The organism is Pseudomonas savastanoi, from assembly GCF_020917325.1.
GTDB classification, from domain to species: Bacteria; Pseudomonadota; Gammaproteobacteria; order Pseudomonadales; family Pseudomonadaceae; genus Aquipseudomonas; species Aquipseudomonas amygdali.
The window spans coordinates 5966571-5982836 of sequence record NZ_CP076652.1 but is presented as its reverse complement, the minus strand read 5'-3'; the positions used below and the strand labels follow the sequence as shown (position 1 = coordinate 5982836).

Sequence of the window (16266 nt, the reverse complement as noted above, 5' to 3'; positions counted from 1 at the left end):
CTTCGGCCTGGTTGCCGCTCAGTTGGTAGTCCTATCATGTCTCTCGATATCGTTATTCTCGCTGCTGGCCAAGGTACCCGGATGCGTTCCGCCTTGCCCAAGGTCCTGCATCCCGTGGCTGGCAACTCCATGCTCGGTCATGTTATCCACAGCGCGCGTCAGTTATCCCCACGTGGAATACACGTCGTGATCGGACACGGCGCGGATGCTGTTCGTGAACAGCTGGCAGCCGATGACCTGAATTTCGTGATGCAGGACAAGCAACTGGGCACAGGCCACGCCGTTGCTCAGGCGCTGCCTGCACTTACGGCTGAGACCGTGTTGATTCTTTATGGCGATGTGCCGTTGATTGAAGTGGAGACGCTTGCGCGCCTGCTCAAACTCGTCAATCCGCAGCAACTGGGCCTGTTGACCGTTACTCTGGACGACCCCACCGGTTACGGCCGCATTGTTCGCGACGAGCAGAATCGTGTCTGCGCGATTGTCGAGCACAAGGATGCGAACGATGCACAGAAGGCAATCACCGAAGGTAACACTGGCATTCTCGCGGTGCCTGCCAAGCGTCTAGCTGACTGGCTGGGGCGGCTGTCCAACAACAACGCCCAAGGCGAGTATTACCTCACTGACGTAATCGCCATGGCCGTCAATGACGGGCTGATTGTTGCCACAGAGCAGCCTTACGACGCAATGGAAGTGCAGGGCGCCAATGATCGCAAACAGCTCTCCGAACTGGAGCGCCATTATCAGCTGCGCGAAGCCCGCCGGTTGATGGCAGGTGGTGTGACCCTGCGTGACCCTGCGCGATTCGATGTGCGCGGCGAAGTCAGCGTCGGACGTGACGTGCTGATCGACATCAACGTGATCCTTGAAGGCAAGATAGTCATCGAGGACAACGTGGTCATCGGCCCTAACTGCGTGATCAAGGACAGCACCCTGCGCAAGGGTGTCGTCGTCAAAGCCAACAGCCACATCGAAGGCGCAATTCTGGGCGAGGGCAGCGATGCCGGCCCGTTTGCACGTCTTCGCCCTGGCAGTGTGCTGGGCGCCAAAGCGCATGTGGGTAACTTTGTTGAACTCAAGAATGCGAACCTGGGCGAGGGTGCCAAGGTCGGCCACCTGACTTACTTGGGCGATGCCGAGGTCGGCGCACGTACCAATATCGGTGCCGGCACCATCACCTGCAATTACGATGGGGCCAACAAGCACAAGACCACATTGGGTGCAGACGTGTTCATTGGTTCTAACAACTCACTGGTTGCGCCTGTGGATATCTTTGATGGTGCGACGACCGCAGCCGGTTCGACCATCACGCAGAACGTGCCCGCTGAACAACTCGGCGTAGCTCGTGCTCGCCAACGCAACATTGAAGGCTGGAAGCGTCCGGTAAAAATCAGGAAAGACTGAGTTATCCACAGCTCCCGGTGACTCACGTGCCAATGCTCAACATTGGCACGCGTCCATAACTATCCACACCTGACACTCAAGATAGGACGCGGAGCGTCCAGAACTGCATACCCACGCGGAGCATGGGTACGATCAGGCACAGATACCGAAACCTTGACCAAACCCAAAAAATAGGTTTTGATTGCCTTCGTTATCTTTCGAAACGAAACTTAAGGCTGTCATGTCGAAGCGCAATACACCACAACGTCGCCACAACATTCTTGCCCTGCTCAATGAGCTGGGTGAAGTCAGTGTCGACGATTTGGCCAGACGCTTTGAAACTTCTGAAGTTACGATTCGAAAGGATCTGGCAGCCCTCGAAACCAACGGTTTGCTATTGCGCCGTTACGGGGGCGCAGTGCCGCTTCCTCACGAGCTGATCAGCGAAAGCAGCCAGCCGGTTTCCCGTTACAAACAGGCCATTGCCCGTGCTGCGGTTTCCCGAATTCGCGAGCACGCCAGAATTATTGTCGACAGTGGCAGTACTACGGCTGCGTTGATTCCTGAGCTGGGCCAGCAACCCGGCCTGGTGGTCATGACCAATTCCCTGCATGTGGCGCGAGCCCTTACCGAGCTGGAGCACGAACCGGTTCTGTTGATGACCGGCGGAACGTGGGATCCGCACTCGGAGTCTTTTCAGGGGCAGGTCGCCGAACAGGTACTGCGCTCCTATGACTTTGATCAGTTGTTCATCGGTGCTGACGGCATCGATCTGACTCGTGGCACCACCACGTTCAATGAGCTGCTGGGTTTGAGCCGGGTCATGTCGGAAGTGGCCCGGGAAGTCATTGTCATGGTCGAGGCCGACAAGGTCGGTCGCAAGATCCCCAATCTGGAGCTGCCCTGGAGCAGTATCCACACCCTTATTACTGATGATCGCTTGCCCAGCGAGGCTCGCGATCAGATACAGGCCCGCGGCATCAATCTGATTTGTGCTGCTGTCAGCTAGGAGATAACCATGTGTGGAATCGTCGGCGCCGTTGCTGAACGTAATATCACGGCCATTTTGCTCGAAGGCCTCAAGCGTCTTGAGTACCGCGGTTACGACAGCGCGGGCGTGGCTGTTTTCACCAACGAAGGCACCCTTGAGCGCCGACGTCGCTCGGGCAAGGTCAGTGAGCTGGAACAGGCGCTGGCAGGCGAGCCGCTGATCGGCCGTCTGGGCATCGCCCACACCCGTTGGGCGACCCACGGTGCACCATGTGAACGTAACGCTCATCCACACTTCTCAGCCGATAAACTGGCAGTTGTCCACAACGGCATCATCGAGAACCACGAAGCACTACGTGAACAGCTGAAAAGCCTGGGTTACGTCTTCGCATCCGATACCGACACCGAAGTCATCGTTCACCTGCTGCACCACAAGCTCAAGGACACGCCAGATCTGGCGGTTGCTCTGAAGGCTGCCGTGAAAGAATTGCACGGTGCCTACGGTCTTGCCGTGATCAACGCTGCACAACCGGATCGCCTGCTGGCCGCCCGCAGTGGCAGCCCGCTGGTGATCGGCATGGGCCTGGGTGAAAACTTCCTGGCCTCTGACCAACTGGCGCTGCGTCAGGTGACCGACCGTTTCATGTACCTGGAAGAAGGCGATATTGCCGAGATCCGTCGCGACAGCGTGCAGATCTGGAACGTCGAGGGTGTGTCGGTCGAGCGTGAAGTGGTGCAATACCATGAAGGCGCCGAAGCCGCTGACAAGGGCGAATATCGTCACTTCATGCTCAAGGAAATCCACGAGCAACCCAAGGTCGTGCAGCGCACCCTCGAAGGTCGCCTGGGGCAACAGCAAGTGCTGGTCCACGCATTTGGTCCACAGGCTGCCGAATTGTTCGCCAAAGTACGCAATGTTCAGATCGTGGCGTGTGGCACCAGCTACCACGCAGGCATGGTCGCGCGTTACTGGCTTGAAGGCCTGGCCGGCATTCCTTGCCAGGTGGAAGTGGCCAGCGAATTCCGCTATCGCAAGGTCGTGGTTCAGCCGGATACCCTGTTCGTCTCGATCTCGCAATCCGGTGAAACCGCCGACACGCTGGCAGCGCTGCGCAACGCCAAGGAACTGGGCTTTCTGGCCAGCCTGGCTATCTGCAACGTCGGCATCAGCTCGCTGGTACGTGAATCCGACCTGACCCTGCTAACCCAGGCTGGCCCGGAAATCGGCGTGGCATCGACCAAAGCCTTCACCACCCAACTGGTCGCCTTGCTATTGCTGACCCTGTCACTCGGCCAAGTCAAAGGTTCGTTGGAAGAGGGCGTTGAAGCACAACTGGTCGAAGAACTGCGCCGTCTGCCAACCCGACTCGGTGAAGCCCTGGCAATGGACGGCACCATCGAGAAAGTCGCCGAGCTGTTCGCCGAGAAGCACCACACCCTGTTCCTCGGCCGCGGCGCGCAATTCCCTGTAGCAATGGAAGGCGCACTCAAGCTCAAAGAGATCTCCTACATCCACGCCGAAGCCTATCCGGCTGGCGAGCTGAAACACGGCCCGCTGGCGCTGGTCGATGCCGACATGCCGGTCGTCACCGTCGCGCCGAACAACGAGCTGCTGGAGAAACTCAAATCCAACCTGCAGGAAGTCCGCGCCCGCGGCGGCGAACTGATCGTGTTCGCGGATGAGCTGGCTGGGCTCAAGAACGGCGAAGGCACTCACGTCATCGCCATGCCGCACATCATCGACGCCCTGGCACCGATTCTGTATACCATTCCGTTGCAACTGCTTTCGTATTATGTGGCGGTGTTGAAAGGGACGGATGTTGACCAGCCGAGGAACCTGGCGAAGTCGGTTACGGTGGAGTGAGTTATCCACAGGGGGAAATGTTGGTATTTGTGAATTAACATCGTCGCAAGCGGCCGCTTTTCCCCCACCTGTTTCCCTTAAGCCACGAACATCGCTGGCTTAGGTCCCTGAAAAGCACCGGTCCGGAATGTTCTGCATCCGCGGTGATGTTCCTTAAATGGCCTATCACCGCGCCGCGTTACCTAAGTAGGGATGTCGCGGAAGACGTCATGGCCCCATGCTCCTGAGCACTTTTCGCTCAAGCTGCCCAAGGGCCTGTCGCTTTATCCACGCTCCGCCATCAAGCCATTCAACTTCCCATACGTAAAACCCTTGAGCGCCTGCGTATCCAGCTGTCCGCGCTCGATGAAAGAGCGGGCCAGCCCTTCCATCGCGCCGTACAGGAACTCCGCAATACTTGAACCGGCGCTCAGGCGTCTAACGCCTAGGCGCTGCAGTTCTTCGGGCGCTGACAGCCCATCGCGTGCAAGCAGGTTCACCGGCAGTGTGGAGGCGTTGCACAGTGTGGAAATCTCGGCGGGTGTGACCATACCTGCGGCGAAAAGGCCGTTGGCTCCTGCTTGTGCATAAAGCGCTGCACGCCGGATGATTTCATCGAGACGCTGGGAGGCGGGCACCAGGCTTTTCAGATAGACGTCACTGCGCGCATTGATGAATAGGTTAACGCCGTGCTTGTTGGCGACTTCTCGGGCAACTCCGATTTTGCGCACAAGTACCTCCGGTGGTGCGGCACCGTCTTCGATGTTGATACCCACGGCACCTGAAGCGACAACTGCTTCGACAACCTTGGCAACGTGTTGGAGGTCGTCGGAGTAACCGGCCTCAATGTCTACCGTCAGGGGGACGTGCAGTATTCGCGTCATGGATTCAACGCTGGCCGCCAGACGCGTAAGGGGGAGTTTGTTGCCATCGGCGTAACCATGCGCCCATGCCATGCCCGCACTGCTGGTGGCGATCGCGGTGGCACCCAATGACTCTACGACTCTTGCGCCGCCTGCATCGCTGACATTGGCCAGGATCAAAAGGCCATTCTTGTGTAACTCATGAAAAACATTGTCCAGTGGTTTCATAACACTTCCTGTCTGAAAGTTGCCATCTGTTGACCTTGGCAGGCAAGCGACTGGAGATAGAAAGCCTGCCTTCGTACGGAGTAGCTGCGTTGGCGCGTCAAGCCTCCGCAGTAGGTGACCACCCCAGTACGCGCTTGGCTTTTTCGTTGCTGACGGTCGGGCTGTCCTGGGTGATATTGAAAACACCACTTTGCTCTGTTTGCAACGCCAGCAGTGCTGCGCGGGCAGCGGCTTGTACGTGCACAGGGCTGGTGCCGGTCGGTTCGTCAGTGCCGGTGTCGGGCCCGTATAACTGGCCATAGCGCAAGATGGTTCCGTTCAATGCAGGCTCGCTCAGCACTTGCTGTTCCAAGGCCGCCACACCACCCACGCTGACGCCGCGACTGCCTTGTGCCTCCACGTCCAGAGGACAGGTTTCCAGATAAGGGGTTTCGCCTGGACGGTAGGCCCAGGCGATGCTTTGAGCTATCAGACGGGTAGCGCCAGCAGCTCGAGCGGCGGCTACCAGATTACGCGTTCCTTCTGTACGGATACGTGCGTTGTTCTCGACCGCTTTTGCCATCAACTCAGGACTTAGGCCACGAGGCAGATCTGTCAGTTGATGAATAACAGCCCATGGCTGTATGCGGACCAGCTCTTCGTTTAAACGCTCGGCGTCATAGACATCGACCACTACTGCTATAGCACCTGTGGCCTCAATGTCCTTCACTTTTTCGGCGCGACGGGTAGCGCCATACACGCTGTAGTCCGCAGCCACCAAGAGCTTGAGCAGGGCTCTGCCGATTACGCCGGATGCGCCGGCTACAAAAACTTTACGCGACATTGCACTCATCTCCTTGAGGTTTCATTGGGACGGAAGCAGGCCGGTGACCAAGACTTCGCTCAAGCATCTTGGCCGCTGCGCTTGAATCCCCCAGGGGCCAAAAAACATAAAACAGACCATGACAAGAGTGCTGTGTCAGAACTGCTTTCTTGTCGTGTTCGAGTTGTTAAATCTTGCCCCTTGGGCTCACATTGAAGTGCGTGCACGACGCGCGAACATAGCATTGAACATACGCTGACCGTAGAGGCCGACGGCCAGGCCGAGTACGATCAACACCACCGCCAGTACTTTGCTCACCGGCACGCTTTCGTTGAACACCATTACCGAGCCGAGCATGCCGAAGATAGGCACCAGCAGAGACAGCGGCGCCACTGTGGAAACCGGATAGGTTTTGAGCAGCGAGTTCCAGATCCAGTAAGCGAACAGCGTGTTGGGATAGACCTGAAACAGGATCGACAACACGGCAGTCGTATTCACCTGACTGACAAACGCGGTGTAGCCGGCGCTGCCGTTCACCGCGTAATCGAGGGCGAACAGCGGAATCGGTGCAAACGCGCTGGACCAGACCAGAAAGCCGAAGACATCCTTGGTGTTGGCTTTCTTGTTGATGATGTTGGCAACGCTCCAGGACGCTGCGCCCACCAGCACCAGCAACACGCCGGTGAGGCTCACCGAACCGTCACTGATCTTGATGATGCACAACAGCCCCGCGAGGGCGATCAACATGCCCAGCACCTGGAAGCGGGTCAGCGCTTCCTTGAACACCCAACCGCCGAGCAGGATGGTGAAGAACGCGCTGAACTGCAGCACCAACGACGCGATGCCCGCCGACAGCCCGGCCTTGATACCCAGGTTGACCACGCCCCACAGACCAATGCCGAACACCAGGCCATAGCCGATGATGTAGCGCCACGGCACGTCGGGTTTACGGATGAAGAAAATCGCCGGTAATGCACAGAGACTGAAGCGTATACCCGCCAGGATGAGCGGATCGACGGTGGCCAGTCCCAGTTTGATCACCGAGAAATTCACACCCCAGATTGCCGATATCAATACAGCCAACACTACGTGCAGTGGTTTCATGGATTATTTGCCTTGGTGAAGGTGGTCGTCCCCGACGCGGTAGCCCAGCGGGATGATGTTCTTGCCACCGGCTTCCCGCTGTTTCACGCCATCCGTTAACTGACGATCGCGAGAAGTTTATTAAGGGGTGAACGTTATGTGGACGTCAGTTCCAGGTAGGTCCAGTACAGCAGGGCAACTGCGCTGATGGCGGCACCCAAACTACAAACGGCGACCCAGCCAAAGTGTGCATATGTATAAGTCGCAGCGATGGCACCCAGACCACTGCCTACCGAGTAGAAACACATGTAGGCACCCACCAGTCGGCTTTGCGCATCGGGGCGTGCGGCAAAGATCAGACTCTGATTGGTGACATGGACGGCTTGCACGGCGAAATCCAGTAACACCACACCCACCACCATGGCGAGTAATGAGTGTTCAACGAACGCCGTCGGCAGCCAGGACAAGGTCAACAGTGCCAGCGCGATGCCCGTGGTGCGATTGCCGAGCCCTTGGTCGGCGAGCCGTCCGGCCCGTGCCGCTGCCAGCGCACCGGCCACACCGGCGAGTCCGAACAAACCAATCTGGGTGTGTGACAGCGACAACGGCGGTGCGCTGAGCGGCAGTACCATCGACGTCCACAACACACTGAATGCGGCGAAGATCAGCAGGGCGAAGGTGCCCCGGACACGCAATGTGCGTTCGGTCAGGTACAACTGGAACACCGATCGCAGCAGTTGCCAGTAGCCGCCTTTCGCTGGTGGCGTGGTGGAGGCAGGCATGGCGCGCATCAGCACCAGTGCCATGCCGATCATCAGGGCGGCCGAGACAAAATAAACGCCGCGCCAGCCGGCCAGATCAGCCACTGCACCGGAGACGAAGCGGGCTAGCAGAATTCCCAGCACCACGCCACTGGTCACGGTGCCGACGGCTTCGCCACGTTGCTCGGGACTCGCCAGCGAAGCGGCGTAGGCAACCACCACCTGCACCACGACTGCCATCAGGCCAACGAGCACCATCGAGCCGAGCAACATGCCCCAATCCTGCGACAGACCCACTGCGCAAAGGGCCAGAGCTGACAGCAGCATTTGTGTAAGGATAAGTTTCTTGCGATTGAGCAAATCACCCAGCGGAACGATGAACAACAATCCGACGGCATAACCTGCTTGTGTCGCGGTCACTACGACACCAATCGTGCCCGGCGAAACCGACAGGCTGGCAGCCATCGATTCCAGCAAAGGCTGGGCGAAGTAGACGTTTGCGACCGCCATGGCGCAGGTAATTGCAAAAAGAAAAGTTTGATAGCGACTAAGCTTGGGGGTGTCCCGGGGTTGGGGAGCTTGCGTGTACCCACCGCTGGATTTTTCGGCTTCGATTTCCATCTTTACCGGGGCACGAGACTTGAACGGCATCGCTCCATCCTTGGAATATGTGGTTGCAAAAGAAAACCTTGTGTGAACTTTTAACAAACGAGGTTGTTAAATGCAACCACATGTGTAAAACATTTTCGTCTGACGTTAGAACTTTTTACATTTCCTGCTACCTCGCCTCTAGGAGCCCCATGGCCAAACAGCAATTATTGGCGCAGAGCGAATGCCCTGTCGCCCGCACGCTTGAAGCAATCGGAGATCGCTGGGTTTTAATGATCATCCGCGACGCATTCGACGACGTTCGCCGCTTCAGTGAATTTCAGAAACGTCTTGGTCTCGCCAAGAACATCCTCACGGTCAAGCTCAAAATGCTCGTGGAGTTGGGCGTATTCGACATTCAGCCGGCCTCCGACGGCAGTGCCTACAAAGAATATGTGCTGACTGATATGGGCCGCGCGGTGTTCCCCATCGTCGTCAGCATGCGCCAGTGGGGGGAGCGCTTCTTGTTCAACGCAGGGGAGAGCTACTCGGTGCTGCTCGACAATGAATTGTCGGAGCCAGTAGAAACCATCGCCGTACGTTCCAAGGCGGGCAAGGTGCTGACTCCGGCCGATTGTCATCGTCGGGTCGTCAAGCGCTGGGGTTGACGCGAGTCGATAGCAACCGATCGCTGATCAAGTTGCTCTGTGATGATGTTGGCGGTTACAAAGCCAGCTTCGAACTGACGTTACCGAAACCGCAAGCCCTTCATAACGATTCCCTCACCACAAGCGGGCAATCTACCGGCTGGGCACCCGAGACTTCGAGGCCATCGATCAAGTACCGGGCGGCATTGCGACCGATCTCGTAATACGGCAGTTGCACGGTGGTCAGCGCAGGGATGAACAGTTCGGAGATGCCGATCATATTGTCATAGCCCAGCACGGCGACATCACCGGGGATTTTCAGGCCACGACCCAGCAGCAATTGATAGGCACAAAAGGCTATGCGGTCATTGCCGCAGATCAGAATATCGAACTGCGGACGGCCATCAATCATGTGCCGTTCGAGGATGGCTGCGGTTTCCCCATAGGCGTCGTGCTCGGAGAGGTCGTACTGCAAGAGTTCGCCGGTAGCCATGCCGAATGCCTGGCAGGCACGCTGCATACCCGCCTGGCGAATTTTCCAGGCCAGGCTCTTTTTTGGCAGATTGATAAACAACGGACGTCGGTAGCCCTGGCTGAACGCATGGTGCAAGGCGCGGTACTGCCCTGTTTCGTCGTCTGGCACATAACTGACGAGGCTGCTGTCATCGGCTACGCAGTTGGCGAGCACCAGCGGTTTGCTTTTCAAGCGCTGGGGAATAGTTACTTCGCGCAACCCCATGGCGCTGAAGATCAACCCGTCAGGTCGGTGGGACAGCATCAGGTCCACGTTCTGGTCGGTGGGCGGGTTGCTTAGCAGGTTGAGGATAAATACGTTCCAGCCTGCTTGCTGTGCGGTCTGCTCGATGGACAGCAGCAGTTCGACCGCAAACGGCGTTGTCGCGGTGTCCAGCGCAAACACTCCGATGGTTCGTGTCTGCAAGTTGTCGCCGCGAATCCTGCGCGCTGACAGGCTGGGTACGAATTGAAGCTCGTCAATCGCTCTACGGACTCGCTGATACGTCTCGGGGCTCAGTTTTTCCGGATTATTGAGTGCCCGAGATACCGTCATCAGGGACACACCGGCCAATCGTGCAACGTCTTTAACTGAGGTCATGCAAGGCGGGGCCTGTCAGGTTGACTGATAATTATCATGCTACAGAGGCCTGATTTTTTTCGCGACTTCAATGATTTACCTGTAAGTATCCCGAGGAGAGTTCCCAGGCGCTGGCAATACGCACCCGGCCTCCGGTTCCGTTGGCAATAAGCTTGACCCCCAGGCTGTCGGTCTGTGGATAAAGGCGGCTACTGAAGCTGAAGCGGCCGTTTTGCTCGAATACCTCAATGGATGAGCGATCCAGGAAGACTCGCAACTCAAGCCGCTCCTGTTGTGGGTCTATTGCTACGCTGCGTTGACCGCTGACGTGGGTGCCTGACTGATCGCGGTCCAGTATCAAACGTTTTAGCGACGCATCGTAGTAAAGCAGAGTTTGCTCCTTGCCATCTGAACTGCAACGCAACGCCACTCCCAGGTGACCTTCGATGCAGTCGAGCAGGTCCAGGTGTACGTGGATTTCGAGCAGATCGCCGTGTACGTCATTCAGCCACTGAGTGCCCGGTCCGCTCCACCAGGGAGTGCCTGGCAATGACGCGTTGCGCAATGCTGTCAGTTCGCGAGCGGGGTGCACGCAAAGTCGATCGTCACGCAACTCGAGTTCGCGTGGCAGGCCGAGCATTCCGCGCCAGTGATGGTTTGCAGTGGGGGTCGGGCTTTCCCACATATCGAGCCACGCCCACACCAGACGTCTGCCATCGGCAGCCACAAGGGTCTGCGCAGCATAAAAGTCATGGCCGTTATCCAGTTCGATAAAAGGCCCGCCGTTGAACTGCCATTGGCTGTCGATTTGGCCCACTCGGTAGCCGGTATGAAACTTGTTCAGTCGCTCGTAGCCCTGGGCTGGCATGCCTTGGGGGGAGTAAAGCAGTACATCGCGTCCATCAAGGCGAAACAGGTCAGGGCATTCCCACATATAACCATCGCCTTCGTTGCCACTGGACACATAGCTCACGAATTCCCAGGCGTGCAGGTCCGCAGACCGGTACAACGGCAGCAGCGGCTCGTCGCCCAGGCGCGCGCCGGCAATCAGGTACCAGTGGTCATCCTGCTGCCAGACCTTCGGGTCACGGAAATGAATGATCGTGTCTTGCGGCGGGCTGTCGATGACGGCGCCGTGTTTGACGAAGTTGATGCCGTCCAGACTGGTGGCCAGGCACTGCACCTGACGGATGAAACGCTCGTCGCCCACATCACCCAGCCACGTGTGCCCGGTGTAGATCAGCGCCAGGGTGTCGTCATATACCACTGCACTGCCGGAAAAACAGCCGTCCCGGTCGAAGTCATCACCGGGTGCCAGGGCAATGGGCAGGTGCTGCCAATGGACCAGATCGGCACTCTTTGCATGGCCCCAGTACATCGGGCCCCATTTCGCGTCGAACGGGTGGTGCTGATAGAACACGTGATATTCGCCACGAAAGAACACTACCCCGTTAGGGTCATTCATCCAGCCCGCAGGCGGGGCCAGGTGATAACCGGGTCGATAATCGTGGATTACCTGCGCCAGGCTATCCCTCAATGCATGGTGCGCGCGCTCAAGGGCGGTGGACATTGGACCTTTCATGGCATTCACAGAAAAACTCATAGGGAACCCGCTTGTACGAAGTGCGGCGTGGTGTCGTGGGTCAGGTGTTGGTCGGCGTCAGAGTGGCGTTTCAAGGCCAGGCCATCGGCGTCGAACACGTGCAGATTTTCGGTATCGAAATGCAGCGCGACCCGGTCGCCCACCTGCCATCCGGCTTTTGCCTCGCACCGGCAGATCAAGGGTTCGTTCTCGTCTGTAGCGAGGTGCACGTAGACCTCGCTGCCCAGGTATTCGACACCGCTCACGGTGACGCCAGTGCCACTGTTCGCCGCACTTAGAGATATGTGTTCCGGACGGACACCCAGGGTCAATTGCGCGTCTTCGGCAAGGCTAGAGCTGTCGAAGGGCAGGGATGTCATGCCCAGTGCCGGGATATCGATCAGGCTGTTGCGGCTTGGTGCGTGCAAGCGTACTGACAGAAAATTCATTCTCGGCGAGCCCAGAAAACCCGCGACGAAGTGGCTGGCGGGGCGCTCGTAGAGTTCGCGTGGTGAGCCAACCTGTTCGACCTGACCGCCGTTGAGGACGACAATTTTGTCAGCCAGGGTCATGGCCTCTACCTGATCGTGAGTGACGTAAATCATGGTCGAGCCCAGCCGTTTGTGGAGATGGGCGATTTCGTTGCGCATCTGCACCCGCAACGAGGCATCGAGGTTGGAGAGCGGTTCATCGAACAACAAAATGTCCGGTTCCCGCGCCATGGCTCTGCCCATGGCCACACGCTGACGCTGCCCGCCGGACAGTTCCCGGGGTTTGCGTTGCAGCAGTTTTTCCAGTTGCAGGATCTGTGCGGTTTTCAGCACGCGTTCGCGCAGGCTGCCTTTTTCAGTCTTGGCCAGCTTGAGACCGAAACTGATGTTGTCGTAGACGCTCATGTGCGGATACAAAGCGTAAGACTGAAAGACCATGCCGACGCCACGCTCGCGCGGTTCCAGGTCATTGACCCGGCGTCCGTCGATCAGCAGGTCGCCACCACAGATCGAATCCAGCCCGGCGATCAGGCGCAGCAGAGTCGACTTTCCGCAGCCCGAAGGGCCAACGAACACAACGAACTCACCTGCAGCGATCTCCAGGCTGACGTCGCGCAGAATACGTGTGCCGCCCAATTGCTTGTTGATGTTGGCTAGCTTCAATTTCATCATGATGCTGTTCCTCGTCAGTTGTGTGCATCAACCTTTCAACGCGCCTGCAGTGAGGCCGGAAACGATGCGGCGCTGGAAGATCAGCACCAGAATCACCAAGGGGACGGTCACCAGTACCGACGCCGCCATCAACAGACCCCAGGGCAATTCGTGAGAGCTGCCACCTGAAATCAGGGCGATGGCGACCGGGACCGTTCGTTGGGCATCTGTCAGGGTGAAGGTCAGGGCAAACAGGAATTCGTTCCACGCGGCAATAAAAGCCAGCAGGCCGGTGGTGACCAGCGCGGGCCACAGCAGTGGCAACAGCACACGGGTAAGCGTGACCCAAGGCGAGGCACCATCCATGATTGCCGCTTCCTCCAGTTCATGCGGCAGTTGCCCCATGAACGTGGTCAGCACCCAGACGGTGAAGGGCAGGGTGAAAATCGTGTAGCTGAGGATCAACGCCCATGAGGTGTTATAGAGACCCAGCGCGCGGATGACTTCAAACAGCCCCGACAGCACCGCGACCTGAGGAAACATGGAGACGCCGAGAACCATCATCAGGACCGTGCCGCGCCCACGGAACTTGACCCTGCCCAAGGCATAGGACGCGGTCAGACCGAGAAACAGCGCCAGCATCACGACACTCAGCGCAACCACCAGCGAGTTGGCGATGGCCTGCAGGAATGACGGCTGGCTGAGAACTGCCGCGTAATTGGAGAAGTCGGGTTTGGCAATCCAGTAGCTAGCCTCGAACAAGGCACTGGAAGGCTTCAGCGATGTCACGATGGCGTAGTAGAAAGGGAAGATCGCGTAGAGCAGCAAGATCCCTATCAGGCACCAGAAACCCATACGTAGCAGTGCTTTCTTCAGTTGGCGCAGGTTCATGAACGCACCTCCAGTTGGCGACGCCCGAGGTACAGATAAAGCATGGCAATCACTGCCACGACCAGAAACAGCAGGGTCGAGGCGGCGCTGCCGTAGCCTACGTCCTGGAATTCCACCAAATGCTGGCGGGCATAGACCGACATGCTCATGGTGCTTGAGGAGTTGGAGGTCAGCACATAGATGACGTCGAACACCCGCAGTGAGTCGAGGATGCGAAAGATCGCGGCGACCAACAAGGCCGGCATCAGCAACGGCAACGTGACACGCCAGAACACCCGCAACGGATGAATGCCGTCAACCCTGGCGGCTTCGTAGCAATCGCTTGGCAGCATCTGCAGCGCCGCGAGCATCAGCAGGGTGACGAAGGGTACGGTCTTCCAGACGTCGACAATGATCACTGCCCACATCGACAGATCCGCATCTGCCGTCCAGGCCAGCGGCGCGTCGATCAGGCCCAGGCTCAGCATCATGTGGTTGATAATGCCGAACTGGTCATTGAGCATCCATGACCAGATCTTCGCCGAGACAATAGTCGGAATCGCCCAGGGGATCAGGATCAACGCACGGACCAGCGCGCGGCCAGTGAATTTGACGTTCAACAGCAACGCCACCAACAGGCCCAGGACCATTTCCAGCCCTACCGACACCACGGTGAAATGCAAGGTGTTGCGCACCGCGTTCCACCATTGCGGATCGACCAGGACGCCAGACCAGAGGTTGCCGTCGTAGAGCAGATAATTGCTCAGGCCAATGAATGCGCCGCCTTCAGTGTCCGACAGGTCGGCGTCGGTAAGGCTGAACCAGAAAGTGCGAAGTAACGGCCAGGCCGCCACCAGCGTCAGGCACACCAGCATCGGCGTCAGAAACAGCCAGGCGGCACGTAACCTGCGACGTTGCACAGGCGTTTCCCGGGTAATCAGGACGTCGTCACCGGGAAAGTCGATAGAAGAGGAAGGCATGTTGATCTCCTTACATGTGGCTTACCAGTTCCGGCGTTTGATGCGCGTCAGGTCGCGCTCCAGGTCGACCAGTGCCTGATCGACCGGCAAATCGCCCGCCAGCACGCTATGCACTCGATCAAAGAACGCGTTGGAGACACGCGGGTAGCCGCTGGCGGTGATGGCGGCAGGGCGCATGACCCCATTGCTGAGGATGCCGTGCAACTGGGTGTAGTAAGGCATCGCCGCGAGCAACTCGGGGTCGGTATAAAGCGACTCGATAACCGGGTTGTAAGCGCCTGCCAGGGCACGCTGTTTTTGCTGTTGGGCACTGGTCAGGTACGCCACCAGTTCTGCGGCAAGCTTGGGGTTGCTGCTGTATCGCGATACCGCCAGGCCCCAGCCTCCGAGCGTGGAAGCATGAGTACCGTTCGCACCGCCACGCGGCAGGGGAGCGACGCCAACCTTGTCTTTTACCGCGCTGTCCTTGCTTTGCACCAAGGCCCAGACGTAAGGCCAGTTACGCATGAACAACGCGTTACCCGACTGGAATACACCGCGCCCTTCTTCCTCGGTGTAATTGAGCACGCCGCGCGGGGAGATGTCGCCGACCCAGCTTTTTGCCAGGGTCAATGCGGCTCTTGAGGCCTGGCTGTTCACCACGATGTCTCCTCGTGGGTTGATCAGTCCGCCGTCCGGCTGGCTGCTGATCCATTCCAGGGCGTTGCACGTCAGGCCTTCATACGCGCGCCCCTGGAAGACATAGCCCCACATATTGGCGTTGCCCGCATCGCGCTCGGCCTGTTGCACCTGCCTGGCGGTAGCGGTCATGTCCTCCCAGGTCTGGGGGATGGGCTTTTGGTATTTTTCGAGCAAATCCTTGCGGTAGTACAGCAGCCCCGAGTCGGTGAACCAGGGCATTGTCACCAGCCGGCCGTCGACGGTGGCGTTGTCCACCTGTGCCTGGAAATAGCCTTGTGTCGCATTCGCTGGAAGCAGCTCGCGCAGGTCCGTCAGGTGTGTGGCGAGCATACCCGGCCACACCATGTCGATCTGGATGATGTCGATGTCGGTGGACTTGGCGCTGAGGATCTGCTGGTAGAACGACAGGCGTTCGGTTGCCGAGTTAGGCGTTGAAACCACCTGAACGTTGTTGCCGGTCTGTTTCGACCACGCATCGACGGCTTCCTTGCACAATTGCAATTCAGCGCCGACGGCCCCGCACGAGATCGTCAGATCGGCTGCGTTCGACAGCGCAGAAAACCCGGCAGACAGGGTGAGCAGCGCGGCGGGAAGAAGAGATTTCAGCTGTTTCATAGAGCCCTCTTTATTTTTGTTTTTATAAAAGTTAACGTTAACATCGTCAATGTAACAGCGTATTTTCGATGTGGCACCCTTTTTTCTCCGATTTGCACAATTTTGTGCTGAAGGA

At 58.1% G+C, this 16266-nt stretch carries 14 protein-coding genes; 4 read left to right on the top strand and 10 right to left on the bottom strand.

Annotation, left to right across the window (positions count from 1 at the left end):
* Positions 1-36: 36 nt before the first annotated feature.
* From glmU to glmS, 3 genes are all read left to right on the top strand, one after another.
* A complete protein-coding gene (gene glmU / locus KP808_RS25805) occupies positions 37-1404 on the top strand; it encodes a bifunctional UDP-N-acetylglucosamine diphosphorylase/glucosamine-1-phosphate N-acetyltransferase GlmU (protein WP_230017208.1) in 1368 nt (455 codons plus the stop codon).
* Positions 1405-1624: 220 nt separating this feature from the next.
* Positions 1625-2392: a DeoR/GlpR family DNA-binding transcription regulator gene (locus KP808_RS25800; protein ID WP_058407675.1), complete on the top strand. Its 768-nt coding sequence runs from the start codon at positions 1625-1627 to the stop codon at positions 2390-2392.
* Positions 2393-2401: 9 nt separating this feature from the next.
* On the top strand, positions 2402-4237 hold the full coding sequence (glmS, locus tag KP808_RS25795; RefSeq protein ID WP_230017207.1) for a glutamine--fructose-6-phosphate transaminase (isomerizing): 1836 nt from the start codon (positions 2402-2404) through the stop codon (positions 4235-4237).
* Positions 4238-4500: 263 nt separating this feature from the next.
* Here the strand turns inward: glmS and KP808_RS25790 are convergent, their stop codons facing one another.
* From KP808_RS25790 to KP808_RS25775, 4 genes are all read right to left on the bottom strand, one after another.
* Entirely contained in the window at positions 4501-5307 is an 807-nt protein-coding gene (locus KP808_RS25790; protein ID WP_230017206.1) for an isocitrate lyase/PEP mutase family protein, read from the bottom strand.
* A 97-nt stretch (positions 5308-5404) separates the two neighbouring features.
* Positions 5405-6130, bottom strand: a complete 726-nt coding sequence (locus tag KP808_RS25785; RefSeq protein WP_230017205.1) for an NAD-dependent epimerase/dehydratase family protein — start codon at positions 6128-6130, stop codon at positions 5405-5407.
* Positions 6131-6316: 186 nt separating this feature from the next.
* The gene (locus KP808_RS25780; RefSeq protein ID WP_230017204.1) at positions 6317-7213 is read right to left on the bottom strand and encodes an EamA family transporter; all 897 of its coding nucleotides are present in this window, start codon (positions 7211-7213) and stop codon (positions 6317-6319) included.
* 134 nt (positions 7214-7347) lie between these two features.
* On the bottom strand, positions 7348-8604 hold the full coding sequence (locus KP808_RS25775; RefSeq protein WP_005744939.1) for an MFS transporter: 1257 nt from the start codon (positions 8602-8604) through the stop codon (positions 7348-7350).
* A gap of 149 nt (positions 8605-8753) precedes the next feature.
* Between KP808_RS25775 and KP808_RS25770 the strand changes: the two genes are divergently transcribed.
* Positions 8754-9209, top strand: a complete 456-nt coding sequence (locus tag KP808_RS25770; RefSeq protein ID WP_230017203.1) for a winged helix-turn-helix transcriptional regulator — start codon at positions 8754-8756, stop codon at positions 9207-9209.
* Positions 9210-9309: 100 nt separating this feature from the next.
* On the opposite strand, the gene KP808_RS25765 is transcribed toward KP808_RS25770, so the two are convergent.
* The 6 genes from KP808_RS25765 to KP808_RS25740 form a co-directional block, all read right to left on the bottom strand.
* Positions 9310-10302, bottom strand: a complete 993-nt coding sequence (locus KP808_RS25765; RefSeq protein ID WP_230017202.1) for a LacI family DNA-binding transcriptional regulator — start codon at positions 10300-10302, stop codon at positions 9310-9312.
* 67 nt (positions 10303-10369) lie between these two features.
* A complete protein-coding gene (locus KP808_RS25760; RefSeq protein WP_230017201.1) occupies positions 10370-11884 on the bottom strand; it encodes a glycoside hydrolase family 32 protein in 1515 nt (504 codons plus the stop codon).
* Complete coding sequence (locus KP808_RS25755; RefSeq protein WP_230017200.1) at positions 11881-13026, bottom strand: ABC transporter ATP-binding protein; 1146 nt, start codon at positions 13024-13026, stop codon at positions 11881-11883. Before KP808_RS25755 ends, KP808_RS25760 begins: the two co-directional genes overlap by 4 nt.
* Before the next feature lie 27 nt (positions 13027-13053).
* A complete protein-coding gene (locus tag KP808_RS25750; RefSeq protein WP_230017199.1) occupies positions 13054-13896 on the bottom strand; it encodes a carbohydrate ABC transporter permease in 843 nt (280 codons plus the stop codon).
* Positions 13893-14855 (bottom strand): carbohydrate ABC transporter permease, encoded by a 963-nt coding sequence (locus KP808_RS25745; RefSeq protein WP_219170669.1) that lies wholly within the window; start codon positions 14853-14855, stop codon positions 13893-13895. Before KP808_RS25745 ends, KP808_RS25750 begins: the two co-directional genes overlap by 4 nt.
* Before the next feature lie 21 nt (positions 14856-14876).
* A complete protein-coding gene (locus tag KP808_RS25740; RefSeq protein WP_230017198.1) occupies positions 14877-16151 on the bottom strand; it encodes an ABC transporter substrate-binding protein in 1275 nt (424 codons plus the stop codon).
* Positions 16152-16266 lie beyond the last annotated feature (115 nt).